The sequence below is a fragment of the Delftia acidovorans NBRC 14950 genome (assembly GCF_001598795.1).
Lineage (GTDB): Bacteria > Pseudomonadota > Gammaproteobacteria > Burkholderiales > Burkholderiaceae_C > Comamonas > Comamonas acidovorans.
Window position 1 is genome coordinate 541,842 of sequence record NZ_BCZP01000001.1, and the last position, 26,642, is coordinate 568,483.

Here is a 26,642-nt window from a genome sequence, read left to right on the forward strand (position 1 = left end):
CGAATCGGATAGGCCTTTGATGGCGCCCAGTCTAGCCAGGCTGCCGTCAAGGGCCCATGCTGTCTTCCCTGCCGGGGGGGCACTGCGGACTTCAGGCCGTCCTCATGCCGTGCTCATGCCGTCTGCAGGCACAGGTACTTGGTTTCCAGGTATTCCTCGATGCCGTGACGCGAGCCCTCGCGGCCCAGGCCGGACTGCTTGACGCCGCCGAAGGGCGCGACCTCGTTGGAGATCAGGCCGGTATTGATGCCCACCATGCCGTACTCCAGCGCACGCGATACGCGCCAGATGCGGCGGTTGTCGTTGGTGAACAGATAGGCGGCCAGGCCGTAGATGGTGTCGTTGGCGCGGCGCACCACTTCGTCCTCGTCGTGGAAGCGGAACAGCGGCGCCAGCGGGCCGAAGGTTTCCTCCTCGCAGACCCGCATGCTGTCGTTCACATCGGCCAGCAGCGTGGGCTCGAAGAACAGCTGGCCCGGCACCGGGCGCCTGCCGCCCGCCAGCAGGCGCGCGCCCTTGGACAGCGCGTCGGCCACATGGCTTTCCACCTTCTGCACGGCGGCCTCGTTGATCAGCGGGCCATGCGTCACGCCGGGCTCCAGGCCGTTGCCGACCTTGAACTCCGCCATGGCCCGCGCCAGGCGGCGGGCCAGTTCGTCATGGATGCCGTCCTGCACATAGATGCGGTTGGCGCATACGCAGGTCTGGCCCGCGTTGCGGAACTTGGAGGCCAGGATGCCGGCCACGGCCTGGTCGATATCGGCATCGTCGAACACGATCAACGGCGCATTGCCGCCCAGCTCCAGCGACAGCTTCTTGACCGTGTCGCTGCACTGGCGCATCAGCAGCCGCCCGGTGGCCGTGGAGCCCGTGAAGCTGAGCTTGCGCACCACGGGGCTTTGCGTCAGCGCCTGGCCGATGTCCTGCGGGTGGCCGGTCAGCACCTGGAAGACGCCGGCGGGAATGCCGGCCTCCTGGGCCAGCACCCCCAGGGCCAGTGCGGTGAAGGGCGTGCTTTCGGCCGGCTTGACCAGCATGGTGCAGCCGGCGGCCAGCGCCGGGCCGGCCTTGCGCGTGATCATGGCGGCCGGGAAGTTCCAGGGCGTGATGGCGGCGCACACGCCAATGGGCTCGCGCAGCGTCAGCAGTTGCTGGCCGGCCGTGGGCGACTGCAGCAGTTCTCCGTCCACGCGCTTGCCTTCCTCGGCAAACCATTCGATGAAGGAGGCCGCGTAGGCGATCTCGCCGCGTGCCTCGGCCAGGGGCTTGCCCTGCTCCAGGGTCATCAGCCGCGCCAGATCGTCCTGGTGCGCCAGCATCAGGTCGAACCAGCGGCGCAGGATGCCTGCGCGCTGCTTGCCCGTCAGCGCGGCCCAGGCGGGCAGGGCGCGCTGTGCGGCGGCAATGGCGGCTTCGGTCTCGCCGGCCTGCAGGGCAGGCACCTGGCCCAGGCGCTCGCCCGTGGCGGGGTTGAAGACGTCGATGGCGGGGCCGGAGCCCACGGCTCGCCAGCCCTCGGCGAGCAGGCAGGCCTGGCGGAACAGATCGGGGCGTTGCAGTGAAAGACTCATGGTGCAGCAGGGTGTGGCTGGGATGGGGATTCAGGCGGCGACTGGCTGGGACGCGCTCTGGGTGATGGCGCTGTCGATGATGTCCAGGGCCCTGGCGAACAGCGGCTGTGGAATCGTCAGCGGATAGAGAAAGCGGATGGCGTTGCCGTACAGGCCGCAGGTCAACAGCAGCAGGCCCTGCTCCTGCGCGTGCCGGACGACGGCGGCCACGCGCTGCGCGTCGGGCTCGCCGCTGCCGGGAAGGCGGAACTCCACGGCCAGCATCGAGCCCAGGCCGCGCACGTCGGCAATGCCGGCATCCTGCGCCTGCAGGGCTTGCAGGCGCGCGCGCAGCTGGTTGCCCAGTGCGTGGGCGCGCTCGCACAGCCGTTCTTCATCGATCACGTCGAGCACGGCATGGGCCGCGGCCACGGCCAGCGGGTTGGCGGCATAGGTGCCGCCCAGGCCGCCGGGATGCGGCGCGTCCATGACGGCCGCGCGGCCCACCACGCCCGAGATCGGCAGGCCGCCGCCCAGGCTCTTGGCCATGGTGATCAGGTCGGGCTGCACGCCGTAGTGCTCCATGGCGAACAGCTTGCCCGTGCGAGCGAAGCCGGTCTGCACCTCGTCGGCGATCAGCAGCATGCCGTGCTGGTCGCACAGCTGGCGCAGGCCGGTGAACAGGGCGGCAGGCACGGGGTGAAAGCCCCCTTCGCCCTGGACGGGCTCCACGATGATGGCGGCCACGCGCTGCGGGTCCACCGAGGTCTTGAGCAGCATGGCAATGGCGTCCAGCGACTGCTGCACGCTCACGCCCGCCTGCTCGCAGGGGAAGGGGGCGTGGAAGACTTCGCCCGGCATGGGGCCGAAGCCCTGCTTGTAGGGCGCCACCTTGCCCGTCAGTGCCATGCCCAGCTGGGTGCGGCCATGGAAGGCGCCCTGGAAGGCGATCACGGCCGAGCGGCCCGTGGCATGGCGCGCGATCTTGACGGCGTTCTCCACGGCCTCGGCGCCCGTGGTGAAGAAGGCGGTCTTGGCCGGGCCGGCGATGGGCGCCAGCGCATTGATGCGCTCGGCCAGCGCAATCGCGCTTTCGTAGGGAACGATCTGGAAGGCCGTGTGCGTGAAGCGCTCCAGTTGCTGCTGCACAGCCTGGACCACGCGCGGATGGCGGTGGCCCGTGTTGAGCACGGCAATGCCGGCCGCGAAATCGATGTACTGCCGGCCCTCGGCATCGGTCAGCAGGGCGTTGTCGGCCTGCACGGCATGGAAGCCGCACATCACGCCCACGCCGCGCGGCATGGCGGCGTTGCGCCGGTTCTGGAGTTGCTGGTTCGGGGAAGAGGCGGTGGCGCTGGACATGAGAGGGTTCTCCGTTGATGGGGATGCAAGGCTTCCCGTTATAGTGGCCATTGGTTCCATGACTGGAGCCATCTTTTGAAAAGATGGTGGTGCCAATTGAGCGCGCCTCCACCTCCACCTCTATCCTCACTCCACCAAGGCAGGCATGGCAAAACCCTCCGTGTGCGCGGATCTCATCCTCCAGATGGACTGGCGCGGGCTGGGCGGCGACCGCACTCATCTCAACCGGGGCCTGTACCTGGCCATCCGCCAGGCCATAGACAGCGGGGCCCTGTTGCCGCGCAGCCGTCTGCCTGCCTCGCGTGACCTGGCGCGCGAGCTGGGCGTGTCGCGCAACACCGTCAACCACGCCTACGAGCAGCTGCAGGTGGAGGGCTATGTGCGCAGCCAGGTGGGGCGGGGCACGCATGTGGTGGACACCCTGCCCGCGGCCTTGCTGCTGAGCGGCGGGCGTGCGCCCGCACGCCGCGCCACCGCCGCGGCGCCCGTACCGGGCGGCGGCCTGTCTGCACAGGCGCAGGCCCTGCTGAAAACGGCCCAGGCCTCCGAGCAGCAATGGGGCGCCTTCATGCCCGGCGTGCCCGACGTGACCGAATTTCCGCGCGCCACCTATGCTCGCATCCATAACCGCCTGCTGCGCCACGCCGGGCCGCAACTGCTGACCTACGGCACGCGCGGCGGCATGGACGCGCTCAAGCAGGCCCTGGCCGAGCACCTGCGCGTGGCGCGCTCGGTGGACTGCGGGCCGGGCCAGGTGCTGATCACCGAAGGCGTGCACCAGGCCATCGACCTGGTGGTGCGCAGCCTTGCCGATCCCGGCGACTGCGTGTGGATGGAGGAGCCCGGCTACTGGGGCATTGCCAACGTGCTGCGCATGCAGCACGGGCTGCACCTGCACAGCGTGCCCGTGGATGAGGAGGGCATGCAACTGCCCGAAGGCCTGCCCGCACCCCGGCTGATTTTCGTCACGCCCTCGCACCAATATCCCTTGGGCGCCGTCATGAGCATGGCCCGGCGCCGTGCGCTGATTGCCTATGCGCGCCGCGTGGGCGCCTGGATCGTGGAGGACGACTACGACAGCGAATTCCGCTTCTCCGGCAGTCCCGTGCCCAGCATGCAGGGCATGGAGGAAGGTGCGCCCGTGATCTACATAGGCACCTTCAGCAAAACCCTCTATCCGGGGCTGCGCATGGGCTACATGGTGCTGCCACCGGCGCTGGCCGAGCCCCTGCGGCGCATCCATTCCGAGCTGTACCGCGAGGGGCACCAGCTGCCCCAGCAGGTGATTGCCGAGTTGATCACCGAAGGCCACTACGCCGCCCACATCCGCAAGATGCGCCTGCTCTACGGCAAGCGCCGCCGCATGCTGCTGTCCCTGATCGAGCGCTACCTGGGCGCCGACCACCTGCCCTGGGTGGAAAGCAGCGCAGGCCTGCATTTCGTGATGCAGCTGCCGGGCCAGGACGACGATGTGGCGCTTGCCGAGGATCTCCGGCAGGCGGGCATCTTCGTCAAGCCGCTGTCGCGCTATTACGCAGGCCCGCACAAGCGGCGCGGCCTGCTGCTGGGATACGCCTGCGTCTGCGAGGAGGAGATCGGTGCCGCTTTCTTCCGTATGCTGGCGGTGCTCGGAGCCCGGCATGGCCGGGGCTGAGGTTCTCTTTCCCAACCCCTTTGCCTGACGCAGAAAGCTCCATGATCTCCATCCGCCCCGTTGATCCCCATGAATGGCCGCAGTACCGCGATATCCGCCTGCGTGCCCTGCGCGACGCCCCCGACGCCTTCGGCAGCACCTGGGCGGCAGAGGCTGCAAGGGCGGACGCGGACTGGGCTGCACGGCTGCAGGCCGCTGCTGCCGGGGGCAGGGACAGGGTGCTCTTCGCCGTCAACGGCGGCCAGGCCTGCGGCCTGGTCTGGTGCAAGCTGTGTGCCCCCGAGCCCGGCGTGGCCGATCTCTTCCAGATGTGGGTCGATCCTGCCGCGCGTGGCCGGGGCGCAGGCCAAGCGCTGCTGGCGCAGGCCGTCGCCTGGGCCTGGCACAAGGGCATGCAGCGTGTGCGGCTGGGTGTGACCGATGCCGACTCTCCCGCCATGCGCCTGTACCTGGCGCATGGCTTTCGGCCTGTGGGTGGGCTGCAGCCGCTGCGCGAGGGCTGCGAACTGCGGGTGCAGACGATGGCCCTGGACCGGGCCGGCGACTGAACCGCTGCACAGCGCAGGCAGTTCCGGCAGTCAGTCCCTATAGCCCCGGGGCGTCCACAGGGCCGTCCTGCTTCAACCCGGCAGCAGGGCCGGCGAGGGCAGCTGCCGGGTCTTGGCCAGTTGCGAATTGCTGTAGCGCAGGTCGGAGGTGACCTCCGCGCCCAGCCAGGCGGGCGATGGCGGCTGGATATCCTCGCTCGCCAGTTCGATCTCGGCCGTGACCAGGCCGGCCAGGGGGCCTTCGAACACATCGACCTCGAAGTCGAAGCCGTCCACCGGCACGATGTAGCGCACCTTGTCGATGGCGCCATGTGCGCAGTGCTGGGCCAGCAGCGTCTCGGCATCGGCCAGCGGGATCTGGTATTCGAATTCGGCGCGGCTCATGCCGCGTGCCGGGCCCTTGAGCGTGAGAAATCCGGTGTCTCCGGCGATGCGCACCCGCACCCACATGCCGTTGTCGGCGATGTATCCCTGCGCCATGCGCACGCCGGTCAGGCCTGCCACGATGCCAGGGTCGGCCACCAGGTATTTGCGTTCGATTTCGAGAGCCATGCTGTTGCCCGTGCAGACAAAGGCGGCAGTCTATCGCGCCACCGTCGCCCTGCCCGGCAGATGGCCCGCCACAAACAAAAAGCCCCGCAGGGGAGTGCGGGGCTTTCCAGGGGGCGGTTGCCGGCCCGGAGGCCGGCATCCACAGCGCCTTACAGCGAGTCGATGAAGCTGCGCAGCTTGTCCGAGCGGCTCGGGTGCTTGAGCTTGCGCAGGGCCTTGGCCTCGATCTGGCGGATGCGTTCGCGCGTGACGTCGAACTGCTTGCCCACTTCTTCCAGCGTGTGGTCAGTGGACATTTCGATGCCGAAGCGCATGCGCAGCACCTTGGCTTCGCGCGGGGTGAGGCCGTCGAGGATGTCCTTGACCACGTCGCGCAGGCCGGCCTGCATGGCGGCGTCCACGGGAGCGGTGTTGTTGGTGTCCTCGATGAAGTCGCCCAGGTGCGAATCGTCGTCGTCGCCGATCGGCGTTTCCATGGAGATCGGCTCCTTGGCGATCTTCATGATCTTGCGGATCTTGTCCTCGGGGATCTCCATCTTGGCCGCCAGGATGGATGCATCGGGCTCGAAGCCGAACTCCTGCAGATGCTGGCGCGAGATGCGGTTCATCTTGTTGATGGTCTCGATCATGTGCACCGGGATGCGGATGGTGCGCGCCTGGTCGGCGATCGAGCGCGTGATGGCCTGGCGGATCCACCACGTGGCATAGGTCGAGAACTTGTAGCCGCGACGGTATTCGAACTTGTCCACCGCCTTCATCAGGCCGATGTTGCCTTCCTGGATCAGATCCAGGAACTGCAGGCCGCGGTTCGTGTACTTCTTGGCGATGGAGATCACCAGGCGCAGGTTGGCCTCGATCATCTCCTTCTTGGCGTCACGGCTGGCGCGCTCGCCATCGTTCATGCGCTTGTTGATGCGCTTGAGCTCGTCCAGCGGCACGACCACGCGCGATTGCAGGTCGATCAGGTTCTGCTGCAGCTCCTGCACGGGCGGGATGTTGCGCTCCAGCACGTTGCTCCAGGGCTTGCCGGCCGCGACCTGCTGCACCACCCACTGCAGGTTCAGCAGGTTGGGCGGGAACTGGGCGATGAAGGTCTCCTGCGGCATGCCGCACTTGTCCACGATGATCTTGCGCAGCTCGCGTTCCTTCTTGCGCACGTCATCCACCTGGGCGCGCACGAGGTCGCACAGCTTCTCGATGGTCTTGGCCGTGAAGCGGATGGTCATCAGCTCTTCGGTCAGGGCCTTCTGCACCTTCATGTACACGGGCGTGCCGTAGCCGTCCTTGTCGTACACCTTGTGCATCTTGTCGAAGTTCTCGCGCATGGCGTCGAAGCGGCGCAGCGCCTCGTTCTTGAGCTCTTCGAGCTTCTTGGTCAGCGCCTTGGAGCCGCCCTTGCCGTCGTCGTCGTCCTCTTCGTCGTATTCGTCGAAGTCTTCTTCGGCCACGTAGTCGTCGTTCTCATTGGCGTTGACGAAGCCGTCGACGATGGTGGAGATGACGACCTTGCCTTCGCGGATTTCCTCGGACATGGCCAGGATCTCTGCGATGGTGGCAGGCGAGGCCGAGATGGCCTCCATCATGTCCATCAGGCCGCCTTCGATGCGCTTGGCGATTTCGATTTCGCCTTCGCGCGTCAGCAGCTCGACCGTGCCCATTTCGCGCATGTACATGCGCACGGGGTCGGTGGTGCGGCCGAATTCGGAGTCCACCGTGGACAGGGCGGCTTCGGCCTCTTCCTCGGCTTCCTCTTCGGTGGTGGCGGACTGGCCCGTGTTGTTCAGCAGCAGGGTTTCCGCATCGGGAGTCTGCTCGTAGACGGCCACGCCCATGTCGTTGAGCATGGAGATCACGACTTCCAGCGTCTCGGCATCGACCAGCTTGTCGGGCAGGTGGTCGTTGATTTCGCTGTGCGTCAGGTAGCCGCGCGTCTTGCCCAGCTTGATCAGCGCCTTCAGGCGCTGGCGGCGGGTGGACATTTCCTCTTCGGTCAGGACGGTTTCGTCCAGGCCGAATTCCTTCATCAAGGCGCGTTCCTTGGCCTTGCTGATCTTCATGCGCAGGGGCTTGACCTTTTCGGCCGGGGCCGAAGTGGTCTCGACCTCGACTTCCACTTCGGTCTCGACCTCGGACTCGCCTTCACCTTCGCCGTCGATGTCGCCATCAATATCGGACAGGTCGGCATCATCGATGTCGTCGCCGCCTTCCTTGGCCTTGGGCTTGCGGCCGCGCTTGGCGGGGGTCTTGGCAGCGGCGGTGGAGCTTGCGGCTGCCTTGGCCGGCGCCTTCTTGGCGGCGGCAGGCTTCTTTTCGGTCTGGGCGGGGGCGTCGTCGCCTTCGGCTGCCTTCTTGCGGCCGCGCTTGGGGGTCGCGGCGGCGAGCAGCTCGTCGGCCATGGCTTTGAGTTCGGCTTGGGACTTGGTTACCACGTCGGTATCTTTCTTTGCTTTGGCCGCAGATGCGGCGCTCTTCGGTCCTGCAGCGGCTTTGCCGGCACCGGCCTTGGCCGGGGCTGAAGAGGTTGTCGAAGTCTTGGGCTTCGCTGGAGCTTCGGGGGCCTGCTTGGACTTCACGGACTTTGAAACGGGCATGAACACCTCACGGTCAGGAGCGAACACACACAAAGGGAAACTCAAACAAGCGCCGCCTAGGCGCACGCGCGGACGGACTAGGTCCGCCAGGGAAGCGAAAAACGTTCCAGGCAAGATGTCTGGGCGAACATTTGGTGTGCAGTCCTTGCGGGAAATTGGGCCGTGCAGTTGCTGCAATCACGTGAGTTCTTCACGGGGCCCGGTCCGGAGGTGCTGCTGTCGCTCTTGCCGATAGCCCCTAATTATATCTGCTTACCTCGATTTCAAGAGGAAGTACGCATCTGGTTTTCCAGGACCTGCTGTCGGGCAAAGAGATCGCGATAGCGCTGGGCGGCGCTGGGGTCCCGTGCCATGTCGCGCACGGCTTCGTCGATCTGGGCCTTGATGTGGTCGATGACGATGCGGTTGAGCACGCCACGCAGCTCGCGGCGCAGCTCGGACAGCTCGCCTTCGGGATGGGCGTGGGGGCCGCTCATCAGCTTGTCGGCCAGCACCTCATGGGGCAGGCCGCGCAGTTGCTCGCGCAGCACGGCGAAGGGCCGGGGGCCGGATTCCTGGAACTGTGCTTCCATCCAGCGGAACAGCGCGCCGTGCCCGGCGGCGCAGCGCGCCAGCGCCTCGAAGTCCTCGTGGGTGAGTTCTTCCATGAACTCCATGTGCGCCATGAGCAGGCGCGCCGCCTGGTCCGTGCGCGTGGCGGGGGCTACGCGCGGCCCCATGGGCGGCGGGTTGAAGTCGCTGCGGCCATTTTTGTCCCAGGGCTTGCGAGGCCAGGGCTTTTTGCCGCCGCGCCCGGGCTCGCCTGCGCGCCAGCCGCCTGCGCCGCCGCCCTGGCTGCCCCCCTCGGGCCAGCCCGAAGGCGCGTTGTATTCGGCCGGCTGGCCCCAGTCGGGCGCGGCCGGTGCATGGCTGGCCTGGCCCGGATGGTGGGCGCCGCCGGCCATGGAGCCCCGTGCGGGGCCGCTGCGGGCGGCTTCCTGCGACCACAGGTCCGAGAGATCGCGCGCATCCAGCTGCACGAGTTCGGCGATCTCGCCCAGCAGCTGGCGCTTGAGGGCGCCGTCGGGCAGGGCCGTCCACAGCGGGCGGGCATTGCTGGCCATGTGGGCGCGGCCTTCGGCCTGGCCCAGGTCGCAGCCCTCGCTGGCGGCTTCGATGAGAAAGCGGCTCAGCGGCAGCGCGTCGCCCACGTAGCGGGCAAAGGCTTCGCTGCCGTACTCGCGGATGAAGCTGTCCGGGTCATGCTCGGCGGGCAGGAAGAGGAATTTGACGCTGCGCGTGTCGCTGGCATAGGGCAGGGCCGCATCGAGCGCCTTGCGCGCGGCGCGCCGTCCCGCCGCATCGCCGTCGAAGCTGAAGACGACGGCTTCGGTAAATCGAAACAGTTTGTGAATATGGTCGGGCGTGCAGGCCGTGCCCAGCGTGGCGACGGCGTTGGCAAAGCCCAGCTGGGCCAGGGCCACCACGTCCATATAGCCTTCGGTGACCAGCGCATAGCCCATGTCGCGCAGGGCGGTGCGGGCCTCGAAGAGGCCGTAGAGCTCGCGCCCCTTGTGAAAGACCGGGGTTTCGGGCGAATTCAGGTATTTGGGCTTCTCGTCGCCGAAGACGCGGCCGCCGAAGCCGATGCACTCGCCCTTGACGTTGCGGATGGGAAACATCAGCCGGTCGCGGAAGCGGTCGTAGCGCTTGTCGTCGCCCTCGCCAACGATGACCAGGCCTGATTCTTCGAGCTGCGGATCGTCGTACTGCGGGAACACGCTTGCCAGCGACCGCCAGCCCGCAGGCGCGTAGCCCAGGCCGAAGCGCTTGGCGGTCTCGCCCGAGACGCCGCGGCGCTTGAGGTAGTCGATGGCCTGGGGCGATGCCTTGAGGTGCTTGCGGTAGGCGTCGCCTGCCTTCTCCAGCACGTCGGTGAGGGTGGCCTGTTTCTGCTTTTGCGCAGCCTGGCGCTCGCGCTCGGCGGGGCTGATGTCGTCCTGCGGCACCTGCAGGCCGACCTGGCCGGCAAGATCCTGCACGGCTTCGACAAAGCCCATGCCGGCATGGTCCATCAGAAAGCCGATGGCGTTGCCATTTTTTCCGCAGCCAAAGCAGTGATAGAACTGCTTGCTGGGACTGACGGTGAAGGAGGGCGACTTCTCGCTGTGGAACGGGCACAGGCCCATGAAGTTGGCGCCGCCCTTCCTGAGCTGCACGTAGCGTCCCACGATATCGACCACGTCGACGCGCGAGAGCAATTCCTGGATGAACGATTGGGGAATGGACACCCGCGTATTGTGCCTTCGCGGGGCCATCCGGCCGTGCCCCGGGGGCACTGACCGGCGGTGCCCGGCCCTCAGCCCAGGCGCTGGAAGGTCAGCGTGAAGGCCACGCCATCGCGCGTGTTGTGCGCCTTGATTGTGCCGCCCATCTTGGCCATATAGGTCCTGGCCACGAACAGGCCCTGGCCCCGGTGCTCGGCGCTGCTGGCGGCCGCCGGCTCCTGGGGGGCGGACACGCCCAGCTCGAAGATGCGCTCCAGCAGGTCCTCCGCAATGGTGGCGCCCTGGTTGTGCAGCGTGGCGCTGGCGGCGGACTCCGAGGCCGACAGCGACAGCGTGATGGCCGTGCCCGCGGGCCGGTAGCTGTCGGCATTGCGCAGGATGTGGGTGACCACGTCTTCCAGCGCAAACTCGTCGGCGCGCACGATCACGGCGCCCGTGACGTCCCTGTTCCCGCCCCCGCTCCCGCCCCCGCTCCCGCCCCCGCTCCCGCCCCCGCTCCCGCCTTCGTAGACCACGTTGGCAATGCCCGCAAAGTGCGCGTTGGCGGCCACGTGGGACAGAAAGGCGTTCAGGTCCAGCCGGCCTTCGGGCACGTTGGCGGCCTGCAGCGCCTCGGCCGGCGATGCCGTGCCGTAGAGCACATGCACGGCCTGCTGCATGCGCTGCACGTAGCGGTGGCCGGGGTCGTCGGGTCCGTAAAGCACCATCAGCGATTGCAGGGGCGACATGATCTCGTGGCCCACGGCATGCCACATGTCGCGTTCCTGCTGGGCGCGCAGCTGTTCGCGCTGCAGGTCGTCCTTCACGCGCTGCAGCAGGTCGGCCAGTCCGCCGGCCAGAATGCCCAGCTCGTCGGAACCACGAAGGTCCGATACTTCGAGGTCGCCCAGGCGCGGGCCGACATGGCCGTCCTGCACGTTGTAGGACACGGCGGCGGCGCGCCGGGTGAGGGCGGTCACGCGGCGGATCAGCCCCAGCTCGACGATCAGCCAGGCCAGCGCAATGGCCGCCAGCATGGCGCCCAGGTACCAGGACAGGCGCGTGGCCACGGCGGCCAGGCCCTGCTCCACATCGCGCGGGTGGCCGGTGAAGCTGACGGTGTAGTTGCCCGTGGGCGTGTCCAGAATGTCCTGGCCCGTGGGCACGGCCGGGGTCATGGTGGCGGCGGAGACGCCGGCTGCATCCAGCGGCAGCCAGCTGATCAGGCGCAGCAGCCAGGGTGCCGACGGCGCGGCCTGCACATCCACGCCCTTGAGGGTGATGGCGCTGGCTTCGTCGGCACCCACCTTGCGGATCTGCACGCGCTCGCCCGGCAGCAGGCTGCGCGAGATGTCGTTGAGCGAGGCGGCAAGCTGCGCCCCGGGCGTATTGCTGTCGAACAGCGGCGGCTCCGTGTCGCCGGGGGCCAGCATTTCCACGCGCACACGCATGCTGCCCAGGTCTTCGGGCGGCCAGACGGGGCGCACGTCCCTGCGGAACAGGGCCTCGCGGAACAGCTCGACCGGCAGGCGGATGGAGTAGTGCGTGCGGCGCAGGCAATCGGCTGCAGGGGGCGTCTTGTCATTGCCCGCATGGCCCTGCACGCCAGGCGGCAGGTCGCGGCAATGGCCGTTCTGCCAGAGCCAGCCACGGAAATCGCGCACGGGCCGCGCGCGGGCGTCAAGCTGGGGCGTGCCGTTGTCCACAAAGCCGGTGAGCCGGCCGTGCTCGCCGTTGCCGGCCCTGCTGCCCTGCTGCGGCATGGCCTCATAGGGGGCGATCCAGCGGTAGGTGCTGCCGCGCATGTCCAGCGTGATGCGGGCGCGGTGCGCCTGGGCGGGCTCGCGCGAGCCGCGTTCGCGCGGTGTCAGCTCGCCTGCGAAGAAGCTGCCCACCAGATAGATGAAGCCGCCTGCGTAGGGATTGTTGCCGATGGCCGCGCACAGCGAGGCGCCATCGGGATACTGCACCGAGCAGCCAGCCATCTCCACGGCCTGCTGGGACTTTTGCGGATCGTCGAAGTCGATGGCCGCATAGGGCAGCAGCAGCGGCGCCAGCGGCGTCACGCCCTGGCCCAGGTGGCCGGCGTTGAGCAGGGCCAGCCGGCCCGAAGGATGGCGCAGCCGCGCCATGACCTCGGCCTGGCTGCGCACAAAGCCGTGCTGGTAGGCCTGCCAGGCGCGTTCCTTCTCGTCCTTGAGCACCACCACGCTCAGCGCCACCGTGGCCACGGCCAGCAGCACGAACACGCCGCGCAGCAGGATGCGCTGGCGGAAGGCGGCCAGGCCCAGGCGCGGAACTTCCAGCCGGGGCAGCTCCAGTTTGGGGTTGAGCAGGCGCTTCATGCGCGGGCGGCGGCGCCGGCCTGGCCCACCCAGCGAAAGCCGCGCATGGGCACGTTCTCTATGCCTTCGAAGCCCGGGTCCACCTCGCGCAGGGCCTCGCGGATGGTGCTGACGTGCTTGCGCACGTTGTCGCGGTTGCGGCCGCTTTTGACCACCTCGAACAGCTCGTCGTAGGACACCACTTCGCCGCTGCGCTGGTGCAGCGTGGCCAGGATGCGCTGGGCCGTCAGCGGCAGGTTGATGCGCTCGCCGCGCCAGGTGGGCGTGCGCTGCCAAAGCGGGTCCAGCACCAGGGCATCGCCTGCGGGCGCTGCGGCGGCCTGCGCGGCCACGGGCGCCGCGCGCTGCGTGGTGCGCAGGATGTCCAGGAAGGTCTCGATGAAGTCCGCCTCCTCGAAGGTGGTCTTTTGCAGGTAGTCCCAGGCGTCCAGCGCTTTCATGATGCTGCGGTAGATGGCGGCCGGCATGGCCGACACCACCAGCACCGGCGTGCCCTGGCCCAGCTTGTTGATGGCGTTGATCAGGGCCACGCCCGCGTGGCGCTCGCGGCCCAGCTCGATGTCCAGCACCACGGCGTCGTAGTGCTCGCGCGCCAGGGCGGCCTCGGCCTCGTCGCGCGTGAACCACTGGTCGATCACGATGCCGCTGCGCGCACTGCGTATCCATCCCGCCAACTGGTTGCTGGTGGGAAGGTCGTCTTCGATCACGGCGATACGGGTCATGGGGCTGTGCAGTGGTGGGGTCGGGGAGGCCGCCGTGGCGGTGTTCGCGGGATTATCTCGGCCCTGCGCCGGCCCGGGTGTGAGTTTTTCTTCCGGGGCCGGAGCGTTTGCGCTGGCGCCGTGAACGCATTGGGCCGCGCGCCGCGTTGTTGCTTCCGGGGTGGATCCGAACAATCGGTCCTCAATGAGCCACCCCTGTTTCCGGTGCCTCAGAAACAGCCAACAACAGCCAACAACAGCCATCACAGCCGAGAGAGAGAACACCATGAAAGCCACCTGGAACCGCATCATGCAGGCCCTGACGGGCCGCAAGTCCGCCCGCTTGGACGAAGCCGGCACTGCCGCGCCCGCAGCCGGGTCCGATGCTGCAACGCTGCCGGGCAACGCGCCCCGCCGCCAGCCCGTGGACTGGGCAGTCCTGCTGCCCACGGCACGTACCGTGCGCTGGCTGGCCATCGGCGCCGTGGTGGTGGCGGCAGGTCTGGTGGTGGTGCGCAACCCGCCCGTGCAGCACCTGGAGCAGGGCACGCTGGGCGTGCGCCTGAACCAGTTCACGGGCTCCGTCAGCCTGTGGCGCGATGGCAGCGTGTGGGTGGTGCCGGGCCTGCACACGGTGCGTGTGTTCTCCCTGCGCGACCAGAGCTACCGCCCGGAGGCCATGCGCCAGGCCAATGGCAGTGCACCCCTGCAGTCGGTCGAGGGCCTGTCCCTGGGTCTGGACCTGAACGTGCGCTATGCGCTTGATCCCGCATCGCCCGCCGTCAAGGCCGGCAACCTGCCTCTGGACATAGGCGGCGACATCGTGGAGCCCGCCGTGCAGGGCCTGGTCTACAAGGTGTTTGCGCGCTACACCGTGCGCGAAATCTTCTCGACCAAGCGCGCCGAGATCGCCCAGATCATGGAGACCGAACTGCGCACGCGCCTGGCGGCCGACGGCGTCACGCTGCGCAGCATCCAGATCGGCAAGGTGGACCTGCCCGCCGAGTACCGCCGCGGCATGGACAGCCTGCTGGCCGAGGAGCTGGCCTCGGAGAAGATGCGCTACACGCTGGAGCTCAAGGACAAGCGCGTCAAGGAAACCGAGCTGGACGCCAATGCCGACAAGGTGCGCCGCGAAGTGGCCGCCGAAGCCGCCGCACGCGAGCAGGTGATTGCGGCGCGTGCCCAGGAAGAGGCCATGAAGCATGTACTGCCCTTCAAGCAGCGCCAGATCGAGCAGCGCCAGCTGGAGGCCGAGGCCGAGCGCGTGGCCCGCGTGAAAGCCGCCGAGGGCAGCGCCCAGGCCCGCCGCATCGAGGCCAATGGCGAAGCCGACGCACGCCAGAAGCTGGCCGAGGCCGAGGCCTTCCGCATGGACCGCCTGGGCAAGGTCAACGCCGAGCAGATGGCGCGCGAAGGCACCCTGGTCACGCGCTACCCGCTGCTCATCCAGAAGACGCTGGCCGACAAGCTCTCGGACAAGATCCAGGTCATCATCGCGCCCCCGCCGGCCAATGGCGACTTCATCGGCGCGGCCCTGCTGGGCGGCAGCCGCAATGCACAGGCCGGCGCAGCCTCCGTGGCGGCCGAAGATGCCAACGCAGCCGTTCAGGAGCAATAAGCCATGCTGACCGTATCGACCTTGGCCGCCGCAGCGCTGGCCACCGGCATGGGCAGCGCCATCGTGGTGCAGGACCAGGCCAGCCTGCGCGCCGCGCCGCGCGATGGCGCCCAGCAGCAGGCCAGCCTGTGGCAGGGCGAGGTGCTGGAGATCAGGGGCGAACGCCTGGACTACCTCCAGGTCTGGGACCACAAGCGCGAGCGCGGCGGCTTCATCCGCGCCGGCGATGTGCGCCGCGTGGCCATGACCGAGGCCGATGCCCCCGCCTTGCTGGCCGTGCTGCGCTTCGTGCAGGACACGCCCGGTGCCGAGGCGCTGGGCATCGGCCTTGCGGCCGCCTACCTGCAGGCCGCGCCCGCCAGGACCCTGGCCGGCGCCGAAGGCGCGCAGGCCTTCGACGCACTGGGCGGCTTTGCCGACCGGCTGGCGCGGCGCGCCTCCGCCGCTGCGCCCGGCAAGGCCTCGGGCGCCACGCTGTCGGCCCACCTGGATGTGGCCAACGGCTACGGCCTGCGCTTTGCGACCTATGAGGTCGAAGGCCGCATGCAGGTCTGCTATGAAGGCGAATTCTTCCGCCGCGTGCTGGCCATGCCCGCCGCCGACGCGCCGCAGCGCGCCCGCGCCGCCCTGGCCCTGACACGGCCCGAATGCGTGGACCCCGATCTGCCGGCCCATGAGCGCGCCCGCATGCATGCCTGGCAGGCCGATGTGCTGGAGCGCGTGGATGTGACCGGCCTGCCGCCCTACCTGCGCGGCCGCGTGCAGATGCGCCGCGCCAGCGTGTGGGCGGCGCTGGCCTTTCAGCAGGCGCGCAAGAGCATGGCCGACCCTGCCGTTGCGGTATCGGCCGCCCGGGCGCTGGCCGAGTTCACGGGCGTCGGCAAGTCCGAGCTGCCCGATGAAGACCAGAGCGCCTACAACGACGCAGCCATGCGGGTGAGCGCCGTGCGCTGGGCGCTATCACCTGTTGCTGCTGCGGCTCCTGCTGCCGGAGCCCGCCCGACGCTGCTGACCGAGCCCGGTGCTGCCGGCGAAACCTGCGTGCTGCTGGTGGACGCCCAGCACGGCGCCAAGGCCCCTTTGCTGCGCCGCTGCACCTATGGCGTGGTGTGGGCCGCATCGGCCAGCACCAACCGCGAGGGCACGGCCGTGGCCCTGGCCGTGCAGCCGCTGGAAGGCTGGCGCGAACTGTGGGTGCTGCGCAAGACCGAAGGCGGCTGGTTGGCCGACGTGCTGCCCCCGGCCGCCACCGCCCCGGAGACCGGCGTGGCCGAATGGGCGGGCTGGGTGCCTGGCGGCCAGCTGATGCTGGTGGCGCGCGAGGCCCGTGGCCAGGGCCGCTACCGCAAGAGCTTCGAAGTGGTGCGGCTGGACGGCCTGGCCACCGAGCGCGTGACCGGCGATGTATCGGCCCTGCCGCTGTTCCAGCGCTGGCAGGACCCGGCCTGGAAGCGCCAGTCCCTGAGCCTGCGCTGAAGCAAAAAAAAGCCTGCACCGGTGGGGTGCAGGCTCGTCTCCAACGATGCCTGGAGCGTTGCCAGGCGACTCCTCTAGGAACTCCTTGTTCGCCTTCCAGCGGTGCTGGCCGGCGAATCCAAGCGGCGATTCTACGAGTGAAGCCGGGGCCGTGCGGCCGAGTCATCTGATAAATGATGTCTTATAGAGGACTGTGGTTGTGCAGTCGCCTGGGGGACAGTCGGAGGCGCGCCTGCAGGCAGGTCAAGTGATTGTCCTGCATAGGTATTTTTAATTTCCATGAAATTCTGAAAATTGTGATGCCCTGCAAAGACCATGCATGCCGCTTTGGTTATCCGGGCCTGTGCAGTGGCGAGCCGGGTGGATGCGCATCAAGCTTGTGTAAGCCTGTCTTGCTATATCTTCAGGTTTCGCCAGCCTGCGGCCGCAGGCGGGCATCTCACCAGAAAACCCAGCGAACCGGAGACCACGATGACCCACATTTACGACCAGCATCTGGAGCGCAACAGCGCCAACCATGCGCCGCTCAGCCCCTTGGGCTTCATCGCCCGCACGGCCGAGGTCTATCCCGAGCGGCTGGCCGTGGTCCACGGCACGCTGCGCCGCAACTGGGGCGAGACCTATGCGCGCTGCCGCCAGCTGGCCAGCAGCCTGCACAAGGCGGGCGTGGGCAAGAACGACACCGTGGCCGTGATGCTGCCCAATACGCCGCCCATGGTGGAGGCGCATTTCGGCGTGCCCATGGCGGGGGCCGTGCTCAATGCGCTGAACACGCGGCTGGATGCGGAAACCATTGCCTTCATGCTGGACCACGGCGAGGCCAAGGTGCTGATCGTGGACCCGGAGTTCACGGGCGTGGTGGCCAAGGCGCTGAAGCTGCGCCAGCGCAGCGCGCCGCTGCTGGTGATCCAGGTCGAGGACGTGCTGTACGGCCCGGCCGCCGAGCAGGTGGGCAGCCTGGACTACGACGATTTCGTGGCCGGCGGCGATGCCGGTTTCGACTGGCAGCTGCCTGCCGACGAATGGGATGCCATCGCGCTGAACTACACCAGCGGCACCACGGGCAACCCCAAGGGCGTGGTCTATCACCACCGGGGCGCGGCCATCAATGCCATCAGCAATGTGCTGGAGTGGGACATGCCCAAGCACGCCGTCTATCTGTGGACCCTGCCCATGTTCCATTGCAACGGCTGGTGCTTTCCGTGGACGGTGGCGGCACGCGCGGGGGTCAACGTCTGCCTGCGCCGGGTGGAGGCGCAGGCCATCTTCGATGCCATCCGCAACCACGGCGTCACGCATTACTGCGGCGCGCCCATCGTGCACGGCCTGCTGGTCAATGCGCCGGCCGCCATGAAGGAGGGCGTGCCCGCCGGGGTCAAGGCCATGGTGGCAGGCGCCGCGCCGCCGGCGTCGATGATCGAGGGCATGGAGCAGCTGGGCTTCGACATCACCCATGTCTACGGCCTGACCGAGGTCTATGGCCCGGCCACGGTCTGCGCCAAGCACGCAGCCTGGGATGCGCTGGACATCGGCGAACGCGCGCGCCTCAATTCCCGCCAGGGCGTGCGCTACCACCTGCAGCGCTCGGCCAGCGTGCTCGATCCGGAGACCATGGAACCCGTGCCCCATGACGGCCGGACCATGGGCGAGATCATGTTCCAGGGCAACATCGCCATGAAGGGCTACCTGAAGAACCCGCAGGCCACGGACGAGGCCTTCCGCGGCGGCTGGTTCCACACGGGCGACCTGGCCGTGCAGCATCCGGACGGCTATATACAGATCAAGGACCGCAGCAAGGACATCATCATCTCGGGCGGGGAGAACATCTCGTCCATCGAGGTCGAGGACGTGCTCTACCGCCACCCGGCCGTGCTGGCCGCCGCCGTGGTGGCCAAGCCCGATCCCAAATGGGGCGAGACGCCCTGCGCCTTCATCGAGCTGAAGGCCGGCGCGCAGACCACGGCCGAAGACATCGTGGCCCACTGCAAGAAGCACCTGGCCGGCTACAAGGTGCCGCGCGCCGTGGTCTTTGGCGAGCTGCCCAAGACCAGCACGGGCAAGATCCAGAAGTTCGAGCTGCGCCGCCAGGCCGGGTCGGTCCAGGCCATCACGGGCTGAGGGCCGGGCCGCAGCGCGGGCAGCGGCTCAGTGTCCGGCCGTCTTGGAAAACAGCTGGATGACCAGCACGCCCGCCACGATCAGGCCCATGCCCGCCAGCGCGGGCAGGTCCAGCGTCTGGCCCTGCCAGAGCCATCCGACCAGGGAGATCAGCACGATGCCCGCGCCCGACCAGATCGCATAGGCCACGCCCGTGGGCACGGTGCGCAGCGTCAGCGACAGGAAGTAGAAGGCCAGCGCGTAGCCCAGGACCGTGACCACGCTGGGCCACAGCCGCGTGAAGCCTTCGGACTGCTTGAGGCAGGAGGTGGCCGCCACCTCGGCGACGATGGCCAGGCCCAGGTACAGGTAGTTGGACGCCATGCTCAGATGGCCGCGTAGCTGCCCGTGCCCTCGGGCCAGCGCGTGAGCACGTCGAAGCCCGTGTCGGTCACCACCACCATGTGCTCCCACTGGGCGGACAGCGACTTGTCGTTGGTGATCACCGTCCAGCCGTCGGCCAGTTCGCGCGTGGCCGCCTTGCCGGCGTTGAGCATGGGCTCGATGGTGAAGATCATGCCGGCCTCCAGCACCATGCCCTGGCCGGGCTGGCCGTAGTGCAGCACCTGGGGGTCGTCGTGGTAGACCTTGCCGATGCCGTGGCCGCAGTACTCGCGCACCACGCTGAAGCGCTCGCGCTGAGCCACGGTCTGGATGGCATGGCCGATGTCGCCCAGCGTGGCGCCGGGGCGCACGGCGCGGATACCGGCCAGCAGGGCCTCGTAGGTGGTCTCCACCAGGCGGCGCGCCTGGTTGGAGGGCTGGCCCACGTAGTACATGCGGCTGGTGTCGCCGATCCAGCCCTCGGGCGTGGTCACGGCCACATCGACATTGAGGATGTCGCCCTCGCGCAGGATCTGCCGGGCGTCGGGGATGCCGTGGCAGACCACGTGGTTGGGCGAGGTGCAGACCGTCTTCGGAAAGCCGTGGTAGCCCACGTTGGTGGGCACGCAGCGCAGTTCGTCGACGATGAAGTCATGGCAGAGCTTGTCCAGGTGCTCGGTGCTGACGCCCGGCTGCACGTGGGGCACCAGCATCTGCAGGACACGGGCGGCCAGGCCACCGGCCTTGCGTGATTGCCCGATATCGAGGGCATCGTGCAGCGGGACGCTGCGCAGCTTGGCGCCCCTCATTGCAGGCCTCCCGACAGCCGCACGGGGCGCGGGCGGCGTGCTGCCGTATCGGCGGGAGCCGGTGCCGCCTCGGGCTCGCCCAGCTTCAGAGTGGCCGCGGCCTCTTGCAGCAGCAGGGCGCAGATGCCTGCGTAGTCGAGATGGGGATGGTGTTCGGCCAGCTGGCCGACACGCAGCCAATGCTCGGCCTGGGCGTTGATGGATCGACCCAGGGCCGCGCTGGACAGGCGGATCTGGTCGTGCAATTGGTCGGATATTTTGACGATTCCCATGGGGTGGCGATCATACGGGGAATATACGTTTCGTATATTGACAATCGCAAATCGCGGGCCCGGCGGCGGGGCATTCGTGCAGGCCTTCAGATGCAGGCCGCCATGTCGTCGGCAATGCTGCGTGACGGACGGGGTGGATGCTCTTGTGTTGATAGCGCAATGATCACGTCCGGCTGGCCATCCGGCAGGGATGATGTTTTTCCTGCAGCGCGGTCCTGTACAAGACTGGGCCTTGCGCGATCGGCGGTCTTCTATCAGATATCTGTTGCAGATCTGGGGCTTACCCCTAGCAACTCGCCTGCTACCCAAACTGACAAGAATCAAGACTGTCTGGAAGCGAATGTCCTGCAAGCCGGCGCATGGTGCGGCCGGCCGGGCCTTCCGGCAGGGAGCAGCAATGGGCAAGGAACAAGAAGCGGGTTCGGCAACGGGATCGGGCGGGGCGCGCATCGTCGTCGTGGGCGGTGGCGTGGCGGGGCTGGAGATTGCCACGGCGCTGGGCAAGGGGCGCACGGGGGCCATCGGCTCGGTGACCCTGGTGGACAGCGATTCGGCCCATGTCTGGAAGCCCATGCTGCACACCATTGCAGCCGGCACGCGCGACCTGGCCCAGCAGCAGACCACCTACCTGGCCCAGGCCAGCGACGCCAGCTTTGCCTACCAGCCCGGCGAAATGTGCGGCCTGGACCGCGAGGCGCGCGAGGTGCTGCTGGCCCCCATCGAGGCGCCCGATGGCCGCGAGATCGTGCCGGGCCGGCGCATTGCCTACGACAGGCTGGTGATCGCCGTGGGCAGCGGCGCCAATGATTTCGGCACGCCGGGCGTGGACGAGCACTGCTTCATGATCGACTCGCGCCGCAAGGCCGATGCCTTCAACAGCGAGATCCGCCTGCGCATGGTGCGCTGCATGACCAGCGGCGAGCAGCTGCGCGTGGCCATCGTGGGCGGCGGCGCCACGGGCGTGGAGCTGGCGGCCGAGCTGGTGCAACTGGCCGAGAGCGCCCGGGCCTACGGCGCGCTGGGCGAGGCCGCGCGCTTCGGCATCGTGCTGATCGAGGCCGGGCCGCGCCTGCTGCCCGGTTTTCCTGAAGAGATTTCCGAAGCCACGCGCCTGCGTCTGCAGGCCCTGGGCGTTTCGGTGATCGTCAACGGCCGCGTGCAGTCGGCCAGCGAAGAGGGGTTCGTTCTGGCCAGCGGCGAGTTCGTTCCCGCAGGCCTGCGCGTCTGGGCAGCGGGCGTGAAGGCCCCGGCCTTCCTGGCGCAGCTGGGACTGGAAACCACGCAAGGCAACCAGCTCAAGGTCAACGGCCAGCTGCAGACCAGCGACCCGAACGTCTACGCCGTGGGGGATTGCGCCAGCTTCACCCTGCCCGGCGCCAGCGTGCCGCTGCCGCCCACCGCCCAGGTGGCGCACCAGCAGGCCCGCTATCTGGTGGAGACGCTGCCGCGCCTGCTGAAGGAGCCGGGTTTCCGTCCCGAAGGCTTTGCCTACCGCGACTTTGGCGCCCTGGTGTCATTGGCCCATTACGACGCCTATGGATCGCTGGGCAAATTCGGCCTGTTCAACGGCGGCGTGATCCGCGGGCGCATGGCCATGCTGAGCCACATCATGCTGTACCGCTCGCACCAAGCCCGCATCTACGGCTTTTGGCGCGGGGGGCTGCTGTGGCTGATCGATTTGATGAATTCGCGCCTGCGCCCGTCGATCCGGCTGGACTGAGCGGCCGGGCCCGGCATCAAAGCAGCCCCTCGATGGGCAGCCAGCCCAGCACGCGCAGCATCAGGCGCTTGAATGCACTGCTGCCGGGCTCGGTGGTGGTGGTGAGTGGCGCAGGCGGCGTGCCGCTTTCCGTGGTCCAGCTCAGGCGGCCCTGTGCATCGATCTGCACATGGTAGGCAGCCGCTGGCAGGCTCTGGTCGAGTATGCGGCTCATCTGCGAAGCCATCTCGGGGCTGTCGATCAGCAGGCCCATCTCGGTGTTGAGGTGGGCCGAGCGCGGGTCGAAGTTGAACGAGCCCACGAAGATGCGCTCGCCATCGACCGCAAAAGTCTTCGCATGCAGGCTGGAGCCCGAGCTGCCGGGGCGGCTGCCCGAACCCACGCCCGCCTTCCCGCCCGAGGACGCGGCGGGCGATGGTAGCCCCTGCCGGGGCACGCCTGCATCGGCGGCGGGCGTGTCCGGCTCGCCGATCTGGCGGCGCAGCTCGTACAGCTGCACGCCTTCCTCGATCAGCGGGCGCCGGTACCGGGCATAGCCGGCATGGACCACGGCCACGTCGGTCGCCTCCAGGCTGTTGGTGAGCACGCGCACGGCAATGCCCTGGCGGCACAGGCCGGCCAGGGCACGCACACCGGCCTCGGTGGGCACGAAGTAGGGCGAGACCAAGTCCAGCTGGCGCTGCGGCTGGCCAATGGCGGGTGCCAGCTGCGTGATCAGCAGCCCCTGCCTGGGCACCTGGCCCAGCACCTTGGCCGGGTCGTCGCTGACCAGGGTGGTGCGGGCCCATTGCAGCGGCAGGCGGCCGGCCAGCAGCTCTTGCGTGAACGGGCTTTGCGCCACGGCGCGCACATAGGCCTGGGCCTCGGGGCGCTGCACCTCGGTGGCCAGGGCCTCGCTGGCGCGCGCCACCGCATAGTCGGGCAGCGGCGGCAGCAGGCTGGCCACGGGGTAGGCCGAGGCGCTGGCCCAGTACTGGTCGAACGAGTGCGCGATATCGGCCACCACCGGCCCCATGGCGACCACGTCCAGGTCGGCGAACAGCACGCCGTCGGTGGCCGCGAAGTACTCGTCGCCGATGTTGCGTCCACCCACGATGCTGGCCTGGCTGTCGGCCGTGAAGCTCTTGTTGTGCATGCGCCGCTGCGTGCGCGAGAAATCCGTCACATAGCCCAGCGCCTTGGGCGTGCGCTGCGCAAAGGGGTTGAACAGCCGCACCTCGATCTGCGGATGCCGGTCCAGCGCGCTGAGCTGCGTGTCCAGCCCCGCCGTGCCGCCGTCGTCCAGCAGCAGGCGCACGCGCACGCCCCGGTCGGCGGCCTGTCGCAGTTCGTCAAGCAGCAGGTGGCCCGTGGTGTCGTCACGCCAGATGTAGTACTGCACATCCAGCGTGCGCTGGGCCACGCGGGCCAGCAGGGCACGCGCCGCGTAGGCGTTGCGTGCATCGGAAAGCGCGTGGATGCCAGTGAGCCCCGGATGCTGGTCCAGCAGCGGTGCCAGCGCCTGGCCCAGCAGCGTGGCCTGGGCGGCCTCGGGCGCCAGCGCCGTGGATTCGCTGCGGCCGGCCAGCGGCGGCAGGCTGCAGCCTGCCAGCAGCAGGGCCAGGACGAGCGCCTGGGTGGCGGCAAGGGCGCGGCGCAGCAGGGGCATGGGGCGTTCGGTGTTTGCGGTGGTCAGTGCAGCCAGCGGATGAACAGCTGGATCACCGTGGCATTGACGATGTCGACGAAGAAGGCGCCCACCATCGGCACGATGAGGAAGGCCTTGTGCGAGGGGCCGTACTGGTTGGTGATGGCCTGCATGTTGGCCACGGCCGTGGGCGTGGCACCCATGCCGAAACCGCAGTGGCCGGCGGCCAGCACGGCCGCATCGTAGTTGCTGCCCATGATGCGGAACGTCACCAGCGCGGCATACAGGCCCATCACCAGGGTCTGGGCCGCCAGGATCACCATCAGCGGCGCCGCCAGCCCCGCCAGCTCCCACAGCTTGAGCGATAGCAGGGCCATGGCCAGGTAGATGGACAGCGAGGCATTGCCGAAGACGTCGATGGCCCGGTCGAATACCTGGAAGTGAAAGACATAGTCCAGCGTGTTGCGGATCACGACGCCGCCTGCCAGCGCCCAGACGAAGGTGGGCAGGGAGAACAGGGTGCCGGCGGTGAACTGCGCCATGAACTCGGCAAAGCCCAGGCAGCCTGCGAACAGGGCCAGTGTTTCTATGGCCGCGCTGGTGGTGATCAGGCGCGTCTGCTCGGGGTTCTCGAAGCCGCCGTGGCTTGCACTTTCGCCCAGCGGGGGCTGTTTTTCGGGGGCGGCTGCGGGGTCGTGCACGGCAAGCCTGCGGCGCGTGATCAGGGCCTTGGCCAGCGGGCCGCCGATCAGGCCGCCGATCACCAGTCCGAAGGTGGCACAGGCAATGCCCAGCGTGACCGCGCCCTGGATACCGTATTCGCGCTCGAAAACCTGGCCCCAGGCGCCTGCCGTGCCATGGCCGCCCGTCAGGGTGACGGAGCCTGCGATCAGCCCGAACAGCGGGTCGAGCCCGAGCATCGTTGCCAGGCTCACGCCCACCAGGTCCTGCAGGCCGATGAAGACGGCGACCACGGCCAAGAACAGCAGCAGCGAACGGCCGCCTTCGCGCAGCTTGGCGAAATTGGCGCTCAGCCCGATGGATGAGAAAAACACCAGCATGAAGGCCATCTGCAGCTCGCTGCTGAAGCTGAAGGTGTAGCCCAGGGTCTGGTTGAGCACGAACAGGGCGACGGCGACGACCAGACCGCCGGCCACGGGCTCGGGGATGTTGAATTCGCGCAGCAGGCGCAGGTGCTGCACCAGCCATTTGCCCAGCAAAAGGACGAGGGCGGCGAAGATCAGGGTGTAGTAGGCGCTGAAAGTCAGGTGCATGGCTTCCGTGTTCTGGTGGGCGGGGCAAGGCAGCTCACCATACGATAGGCGGCATGCCGGGGGGCGATGTCAGGATAGCCACTGATTCCGAGGCCTGCTGAAAGTGCCCTTCGGTCGTGCCCTGCGTCAGTGCCCTGTCAGCTGGCTACGGGGCCGGGCCGCCTGTCCTCGACGGTGAAGCGGGCTAGCGTGTAGATGCGGCTGTCGGCGCGCATGGGGTTGGCCACGGCACGCAGCTCGCTGGTCCAGCGTTCGGGCGTGATGTCTGCCAGGCCATAGCCGCGTTCCTCGCAGCGTGCGTACAGCACCTGCGGGTTGTGGGCGACGATGGCATCGACCTTGGCCTGTGTGGTGCCGCTGCGCGAGGTGATCGAGGTGCTGCAGAACTCGCTGGCCACGATGGGGTTGCGCCGTTCGGGCGCGGCCTCGGGATCGGCATGCACGGCACAGACGTAGTTCTGGTGCAGGTCGCCGCCCAGCAGCACGCTGTTGCGCGGCGTGGGCTGGGCGCCCGGCGTGAGGTGGCGCACCAGGCGCTGGCGCGCGGCCGGGTAGCCGTCCCAGCTGTCCGTGGCCTGCGATCCCGAGGGCGGCCGGTGCGCCGACAGCAGGGTGGGCTGGGCCAGGATGCTCCAGCGCGGCCCCTCGCTGCCCTGGTGGCGTGCGTCCTCGGCCAGTTGGCGGTACAGCCACTGCTCCTGGGTCCAGCCCAGGAAGCTGCGCGCCGTGTCCGACAGGGCCGCACATTGCGCAGGGCGCACGCTGCCCTTGTCTGCCTCGCCCTCGGTGCGGCAGGCCTGGGCGCTGCGGTACTGGCGGCCGTCCAGCAGATGCAGCCGGGCCAGCCGGCCCCATTGCAGGCTGCGGTACAGCTGCAGTCCGCCGCCGCCATGCGATGCCCCGGCGCCCGTCAGCGCGCTGGCACGCAGCGGCATGTTCTCGTAGAAGGCCTGCCATGCGGCCATGCGCCGGGCCAGGAAACGCGCGGCATCGCCCTGGCCCTGGTCGCCCGCGTAGTTGTTCTCCACCTCATGGTCGTCCCAGCCCACGGACCAGTTGCACAGGGCGTGCGCGGCCTGCAGCAGCGGGTCGCTCTTGTGCAGGGCGTAGCGGTCGCGGTAGTCCTGCAGGGTCTGCGCGGCGCGCAGGCTGTGCGTGCGGGCCAGGCCCAGCGTCATGGCGGGCGTGGCGTATTCGTAGATGTAGTCGCCCAGGAAGATCACCAGGTCCGGCGCATCCTGCACCACCTGGCGCCAGGCCGCGTAGTAGCCGTGCTCCCAGCGCTGGCAGGAGGCATAGGCCAGGCGCAGGCGCTGCGGCATGCTGCCGGGGGCGGGCGCCGTGCGGCAGCGGCCCGTGCCGCTGACCGCCTGTCCCAGCATGAAGCGGTAGTGGTACCAGCGGTCGGGCGCCAGTCCTCCCACCTGAACATGCACGCCGTGGCCCCATTCGGGCTGGGCCATGGCCTCGCCGCTGCGCACGATCTGGCGGAACAGCGGGTCGTGCGCCAGCTCCCAGCGGATCTTGAGCGCAGGCATGGCCGTGGTGTCGGTCTCGCCCAGCTGGGCCAGCGGTGGCGTCAGCCGCGTCCACAGCAGCACGTTGTCGGGTTCGGGGTCGCCGCTGGCCACGCCCAGCGTGAAGGGGTTGTGCGCAGGCCGCTCGCCCAGCCGGGCCCAGGCAGGCAACTGGCCCAGCGCCGTGGCCAGGCCCGAGCCGACCAGAAACTGGCGCCGCGGTGCAGGGACGGAGGCGCTGAAGGGCAGGTGCATGGCGGTTCGGGGCAGGTGGCGCAAAAAAGCGGGGAAAGACG

The 26,642-nt window shown here is 68.5% G+C and carries 19 protein-coding genes; 6 read left to right on the forward strand and 13 right to left on the reverse strand.

Annotated features, from left to right (window positions below):
* Window positions 1-113 precede the first annotated feature (113 nt).
* Window positions 114-1,571 carry an NAD-dependent succinate-semialdehyde dehydrogenase gene (locus DA1_RS02385; RefSeq protein WP_034396345.1) on the reverse strand — a complete coding sequence of 486 codons (1,458 nt, stop codon included), beginning with the start codon at window positions 1,569-1,571 and terminating at the stop codon, window positions 114-116.
* A 30-nt stretch (window positions 1,572-1,601) separates the two neighbouring features.
* A complete protein-coding gene (gene gabT, locus DA1_RS02390; RefSeq protein ID WP_034396343.1) occupies window positions 1,602-2,912 on the reverse strand; it encodes a 4-aminobutyrate--2-oxoglutarate transaminase in 1,311 nt (436 codons plus the stop codon).
* A 145-nt stretch (window positions 2,913-3,057) separates the two neighbouring features.
* On the opposite strand from gabT, the gene pdxR reads away from it, so the two are divergent.
* Together pdxR and DA1_RS02400 are read left to right on the forward strand one after the other, a co-directional pair.
* Window positions 3,058-4,566: a MocR-like pyridoxine biosynthesis transcription factor PdxR gene (gene pdxR / locus DA1_RS02395; protein WP_034396341.1), complete on the forward strand. Its 1,509-nt coding sequence runs from the start codon at window positions 3,058-3,060 to the stop codon at window positions 4,564-4,566.
* A 41-nt stretch (window positions 4,567-4,607) separates the two neighbouring features.
* Window positions 4,608-5,114, forward strand: a complete 507-nt coding sequence (locus tag DA1_RS02400) for a GNAT family N-acetyltransferase (RefSeq protein ID WP_034396338.1) — start codon at window positions 4,608-4,610, stop codon at window positions 5,112-5,114.
* Between the two features lie 72 nt (window positions 5,115-5,186).
* Here the strand turns inward: DA1_RS02400 and DA1_RS02405 are convergent, their stop codons facing one another.
* The 5 genes from DA1_RS02405 to DA1_RS02425 all read right to left on the reverse strand — a co-directional run bounded on the left by DA1_RS02405 (window position 5,187) and on the right by DA1_RS02425 (window position 13,570).
* Complete coding sequence (locus DA1_RS02405; RefSeq protein ID WP_034396335.1) at window positions 5,187-5,666, reverse strand: CYTH domain-containing protein; 480 nt, start codon at window positions 5,664-5,666, stop codon at window positions 5,187-5,189.
* 149 nt (window positions 5,667-5,815) lie between these two features.
* Complete coding sequence (gene rpoD, locus DA1_RS02410) at window positions 5,816-8,257, reverse strand: RNA polymerase sigma factor RpoD (RefSeq protein WP_013801152.1); 2,442 nt, start codon at window positions 8,255-8,257, stop codon at window positions 5,816-5,818.
* Window positions 8,258-8,520: 263 nt separating this feature from the next.
* On the reverse strand, window positions 8,521-10,554 hold the full coding sequence (dnaG, locus tag DA1_RS02415) for a DNA primase (protein WP_034396333.1): 2,034 nt from the start codon (window positions 10,552-10,554) through the stop codon (window positions 8,521-8,523).
* 41 nt (window positions 10,555-10,595) lie between these two features.
* Window positions 10,596-12,848 (reverse strand): sensor histidine kinase, encoded by a 2,253-nt coding sequence (locus tag DA1_RS02420; protein ID WP_034396330.1) that lies wholly within the window; start codon window positions 12,846-12,848, stop codon window positions 10,596-10,598.
* Window positions 12,845-13,570: a response regulator transcription factor gene (locus tag DA1_RS02425; RefSeq protein WP_016447581.1), complete on the reverse strand. Its 726-nt coding sequence runs from the start codon at window positions 13,568-13,570 to the stop codon at window positions 12,845-12,847. The genes DA1_RS02420 and DA1_RS02425 overlap by 4 nt, the downstream gene beginning before the upstream one ends.
* A gap of 265 nt (window positions 13,571-13,835) precedes the next feature.
* On the opposite strand from DA1_RS02425, the gene DA1_RS02430 reads away from it, so the two are divergent.
* The 3 genes from DA1_RS02430 to DA1_RS02440 all read left to right on the forward strand — a co-directional run bounded on the left by DA1_RS02430 (window position 13,836) and on the right by DA1_RS02440 (window position 18,764).
* Window positions 13,836-15,170, forward strand: coding sequence for an SPFH domain-containing protein (locus DA1_RS02430; RefSeq protein ID WP_034396327.1), 1,335 nt, complete (start codon window positions 13,836-13,838; stop codon window positions 15,168-15,170).
* Window positions 15,171-15,173: 3 nt separating this feature from the next.
* A complete protein-coding gene (locus DA1_RS02435; RefSeq protein WP_034396324.1) occupies window positions 15,174-16,646 on the forward strand; it encodes a hypothetical protein in 1,473 nt (490 codons plus the stop codon).
* A gap of 471 nt (window positions 16,647-17,117) precedes the next feature.
* On the forward strand, window positions 17,118-18,764 hold the full coding sequence (locus tag DA1_RS02440; protein WP_034396320.1) for an acyl-CoA synthetase: 1,647 nt from the start codon (window positions 17,118-17,120) through the stop codon (window positions 18,762-18,764).
* A gap of 27 nt (window positions 18,765-18,791) precedes the next feature.
* Here DA1_RS02440 and DA1_RS02445 read toward each other — a convergent pair whose 3' ends face one another.
* Genes DA1_RS02445 through DA1_RS02455 form a run of 3 tightly spaced genes read right to left on the reverse strand, consistent with a single transcriptional unit; the run spans window position 18,792 to window position 20,208 of the window.
* Window positions 18,792-19,127 carry an SMR family transporter gene (locus DA1_RS02445; RefSeq protein WP_012206837.1) on the reverse strand — a complete coding sequence of 112 codons (336 nt, stop codon included), beginning with the start codon at window positions 19,125-19,127 and terminating at the stop codon, window positions 18,792-18,794.
* 2 nt (window positions 19,128-19,129) lie between these two features.
* Window positions 19,130-19,936, reverse strand: coding sequence for a type I methionyl aminopeptidase (gene map / locus DA1_RS02450; RefSeq protein WP_034396318.1), 807 nt, complete (start codon window positions 19,934-19,936; stop codon window positions 19,130-19,132).
* Window positions 19,933-20,208 (reverse strand): ParD-like family protein, encoded by a 276-nt coding sequence (locus DA1_RS02455; RefSeq protein WP_012206835.1) that lies wholly within the window; start codon window positions 20,206-20,208, stop codon window positions 19,933-19,935. The genes map and DA1_RS02455 overlap by 4 nt, the downstream gene beginning before the upstream one ends.
* A 397-nt stretch (window positions 20,209-20,605) precedes the next feature.
* Between DA1_RS02455 and DA1_RS02460 the strand changes: the two genes are divergently transcribed.
* Window positions 20,606-21,928 (forward strand): NAD(P)/FAD-dependent oxidoreductase, encoded by a 1,323-nt coding sequence (locus DA1_RS02460; protein WP_034396316.1) that lies wholly within the window; start codon window positions 20,606-20,608, stop codon window positions 21,926-21,928.
* Between the two features lie 16 nt (window positions 21,929-21,944).
* On the opposite strand, the gene DA1_RS02465 is transcribed toward DA1_RS02460, so the two are convergent.
* The 3 genes from DA1_RS02465 to DA1_RS02475 all read right to left on the reverse strand — a co-directional run bounded on the left by DA1_RS02465 (window position 21,945) and on the right by DA1_RS02475 (window position 26,601).
* The gene (locus DA1_RS02465; protein WP_034396314.1) at window positions 21,945-23,576 is read right to left on the reverse strand and encodes a phospholipase D family protein; all 1,632 of its coding nucleotides are present in this window, start codon (window positions 23,574-23,576) and stop codon (window positions 21,945-21,947) included.
* Window positions 23,577-23,599: 23 nt separating this feature from the next.
* Complete coding sequence (gltS, locus tag DA1_RS02470; protein ID WP_012206832.1) at window positions 23,600-24,829, reverse strand: sodium/glutamate symporter; 1,230 nt, start codon at window positions 24,827-24,829, stop codon at window positions 23,600-23,602.
* A gap of 137 nt (window positions 24,830-24,966) precedes the next feature.
* Window positions 24,967-26,601 (reverse strand): alkaline phosphatase D family protein, encoded by a 1,635-nt coding sequence (locus DA1_RS02475; RefSeq protein ID WP_034396312.1) that lies wholly within the window; start codon window positions 26,599-26,601, stop codon window positions 24,967-24,969.
* Window positions 26,602-26,642: the final 41 nt, after the last annotated feature.

Coding starts and splice junctions, on each gene's coding strand:
- DA1_RS02385 (WP_034396345.1), bottom strand. CDS start 1,571: ATGAGTCTTTCACTGCAACGCCCCGATCTGTTCCGCCAGGCCTGCCTG.
- gabT (WP_034396343.1), bottom strand. CDS start 2,912: ATGTCCAGCGCCACCGCCTCTTCCCCGAACCAGCAACTCCAGAACCGG.
- pdxR (WP_034396341.1), top strand. CDS start 3,058: ATGGCAAAACCCTCCGTGTGCGCGGATCTCATCCTCCAGATGGACTGG.
- DA1_RS02400 (WP_034396338.1), top strand. CDS start 4,608: ATGATCTCCATCCGCCCCGTTGATCCCCATGAATGGCCGCAGTACCGC.
- DA1_RS02405 (WP_034396335.1), bottom strand. CDS start 5,666: ATGGCTCTCGAAATCGAACGCAAATACCTGGTGGCCGACCCTGGCATC.
- rpoD (WP_013801152.1), bottom strand. CDS start 8,257: ATGCCCGTTTCAAAGTCCGTGAAGTCCAAGCAGGCCCCCGAAGCTCCA.
- dnaG (WP_034396333.1), bottom strand. CDS start 10,554: ATGGCCCCGCGAAGGCACAATACGCGGGTGTCCATTCCCCAATCGTTC.
- DA1_RS02420 (WP_034396330.1), bottom strand. CDS start 12,848: ATGAAGCGCCTGCTCAACCCCAAACTGGAGCTGCCCCGGCTGGAAGTT.
- DA1_RS02425 (WP_016447581.1), bottom strand. CDS start 13,570: ATGACCCGTATCGCCGTGATCGAAGACGACCTTCCCACCAGCAACCAG.
- DA1_RS02430 (WP_034396327.1), top strand. CDS start 13,836: ATGAAAGCCACCTGGAACCGCATCATGCAGGCCCTGACGGGCCGCAAG.
- DA1_RS02435 (WP_034396324.1), top strand. CDS start 15,174: ATGCTGACCGTATCGACCTTGGCCGCCGCAGCGCTGGCCACCGGCATG.
- DA1_RS02440 (WP_034396320.1), top strand. CDS start 17,118: ATGACCCACATTTACGACCAGCATCTGGAGCGCAACAGCGCCAACCAT.
- DA1_RS02445 (WP_012206837.1), bottom strand. CDS start 19,127: ATGGCGTCCAACTACCTGTACCTGGGCCTGGCCATCGTCGCCGAGGTG.
- map (WP_034396318.1), bottom strand. CDS start 19,936: ATGAGGGGCGCCAAGCTGCGCAGCGTCCCGCTGCACGATGCCCTCGAT.
- DA1_RS02455 (WP_012206835.1), bottom strand. CDS start 20,208: ATGGGAATCGTCAAAATATCCGACCAATTGCACGACCAGATCCGCCTG.
- DA1_RS02460 (WP_034396316.1), top strand. CDS start 20,606: ATGGGCAAGGAACAAGAAGCGGGTTCGGCAACGGGATCGGGCGGGGCG.
- DA1_RS02465 (WP_034396314.1), bottom strand. CDS start 23,576: ATGCCCCTGCTGCGCCGCGCCCTTGCCGCCACCCAGGCGCTCGTCCTG.
- gltS (WP_012206832.1), bottom strand. CDS start 24,829: ATGCACCTGACTTTCAGCGCCTACTACACCCTGATCTTCGCCGCCCTC.
- DA1_RS02475 (WP_034396312.1), bottom strand. CDS start 26,601: ATGCACCTGCCCTTCAGCGCCTCCGTCCCTGCACCGCGGCGCCAGTTT.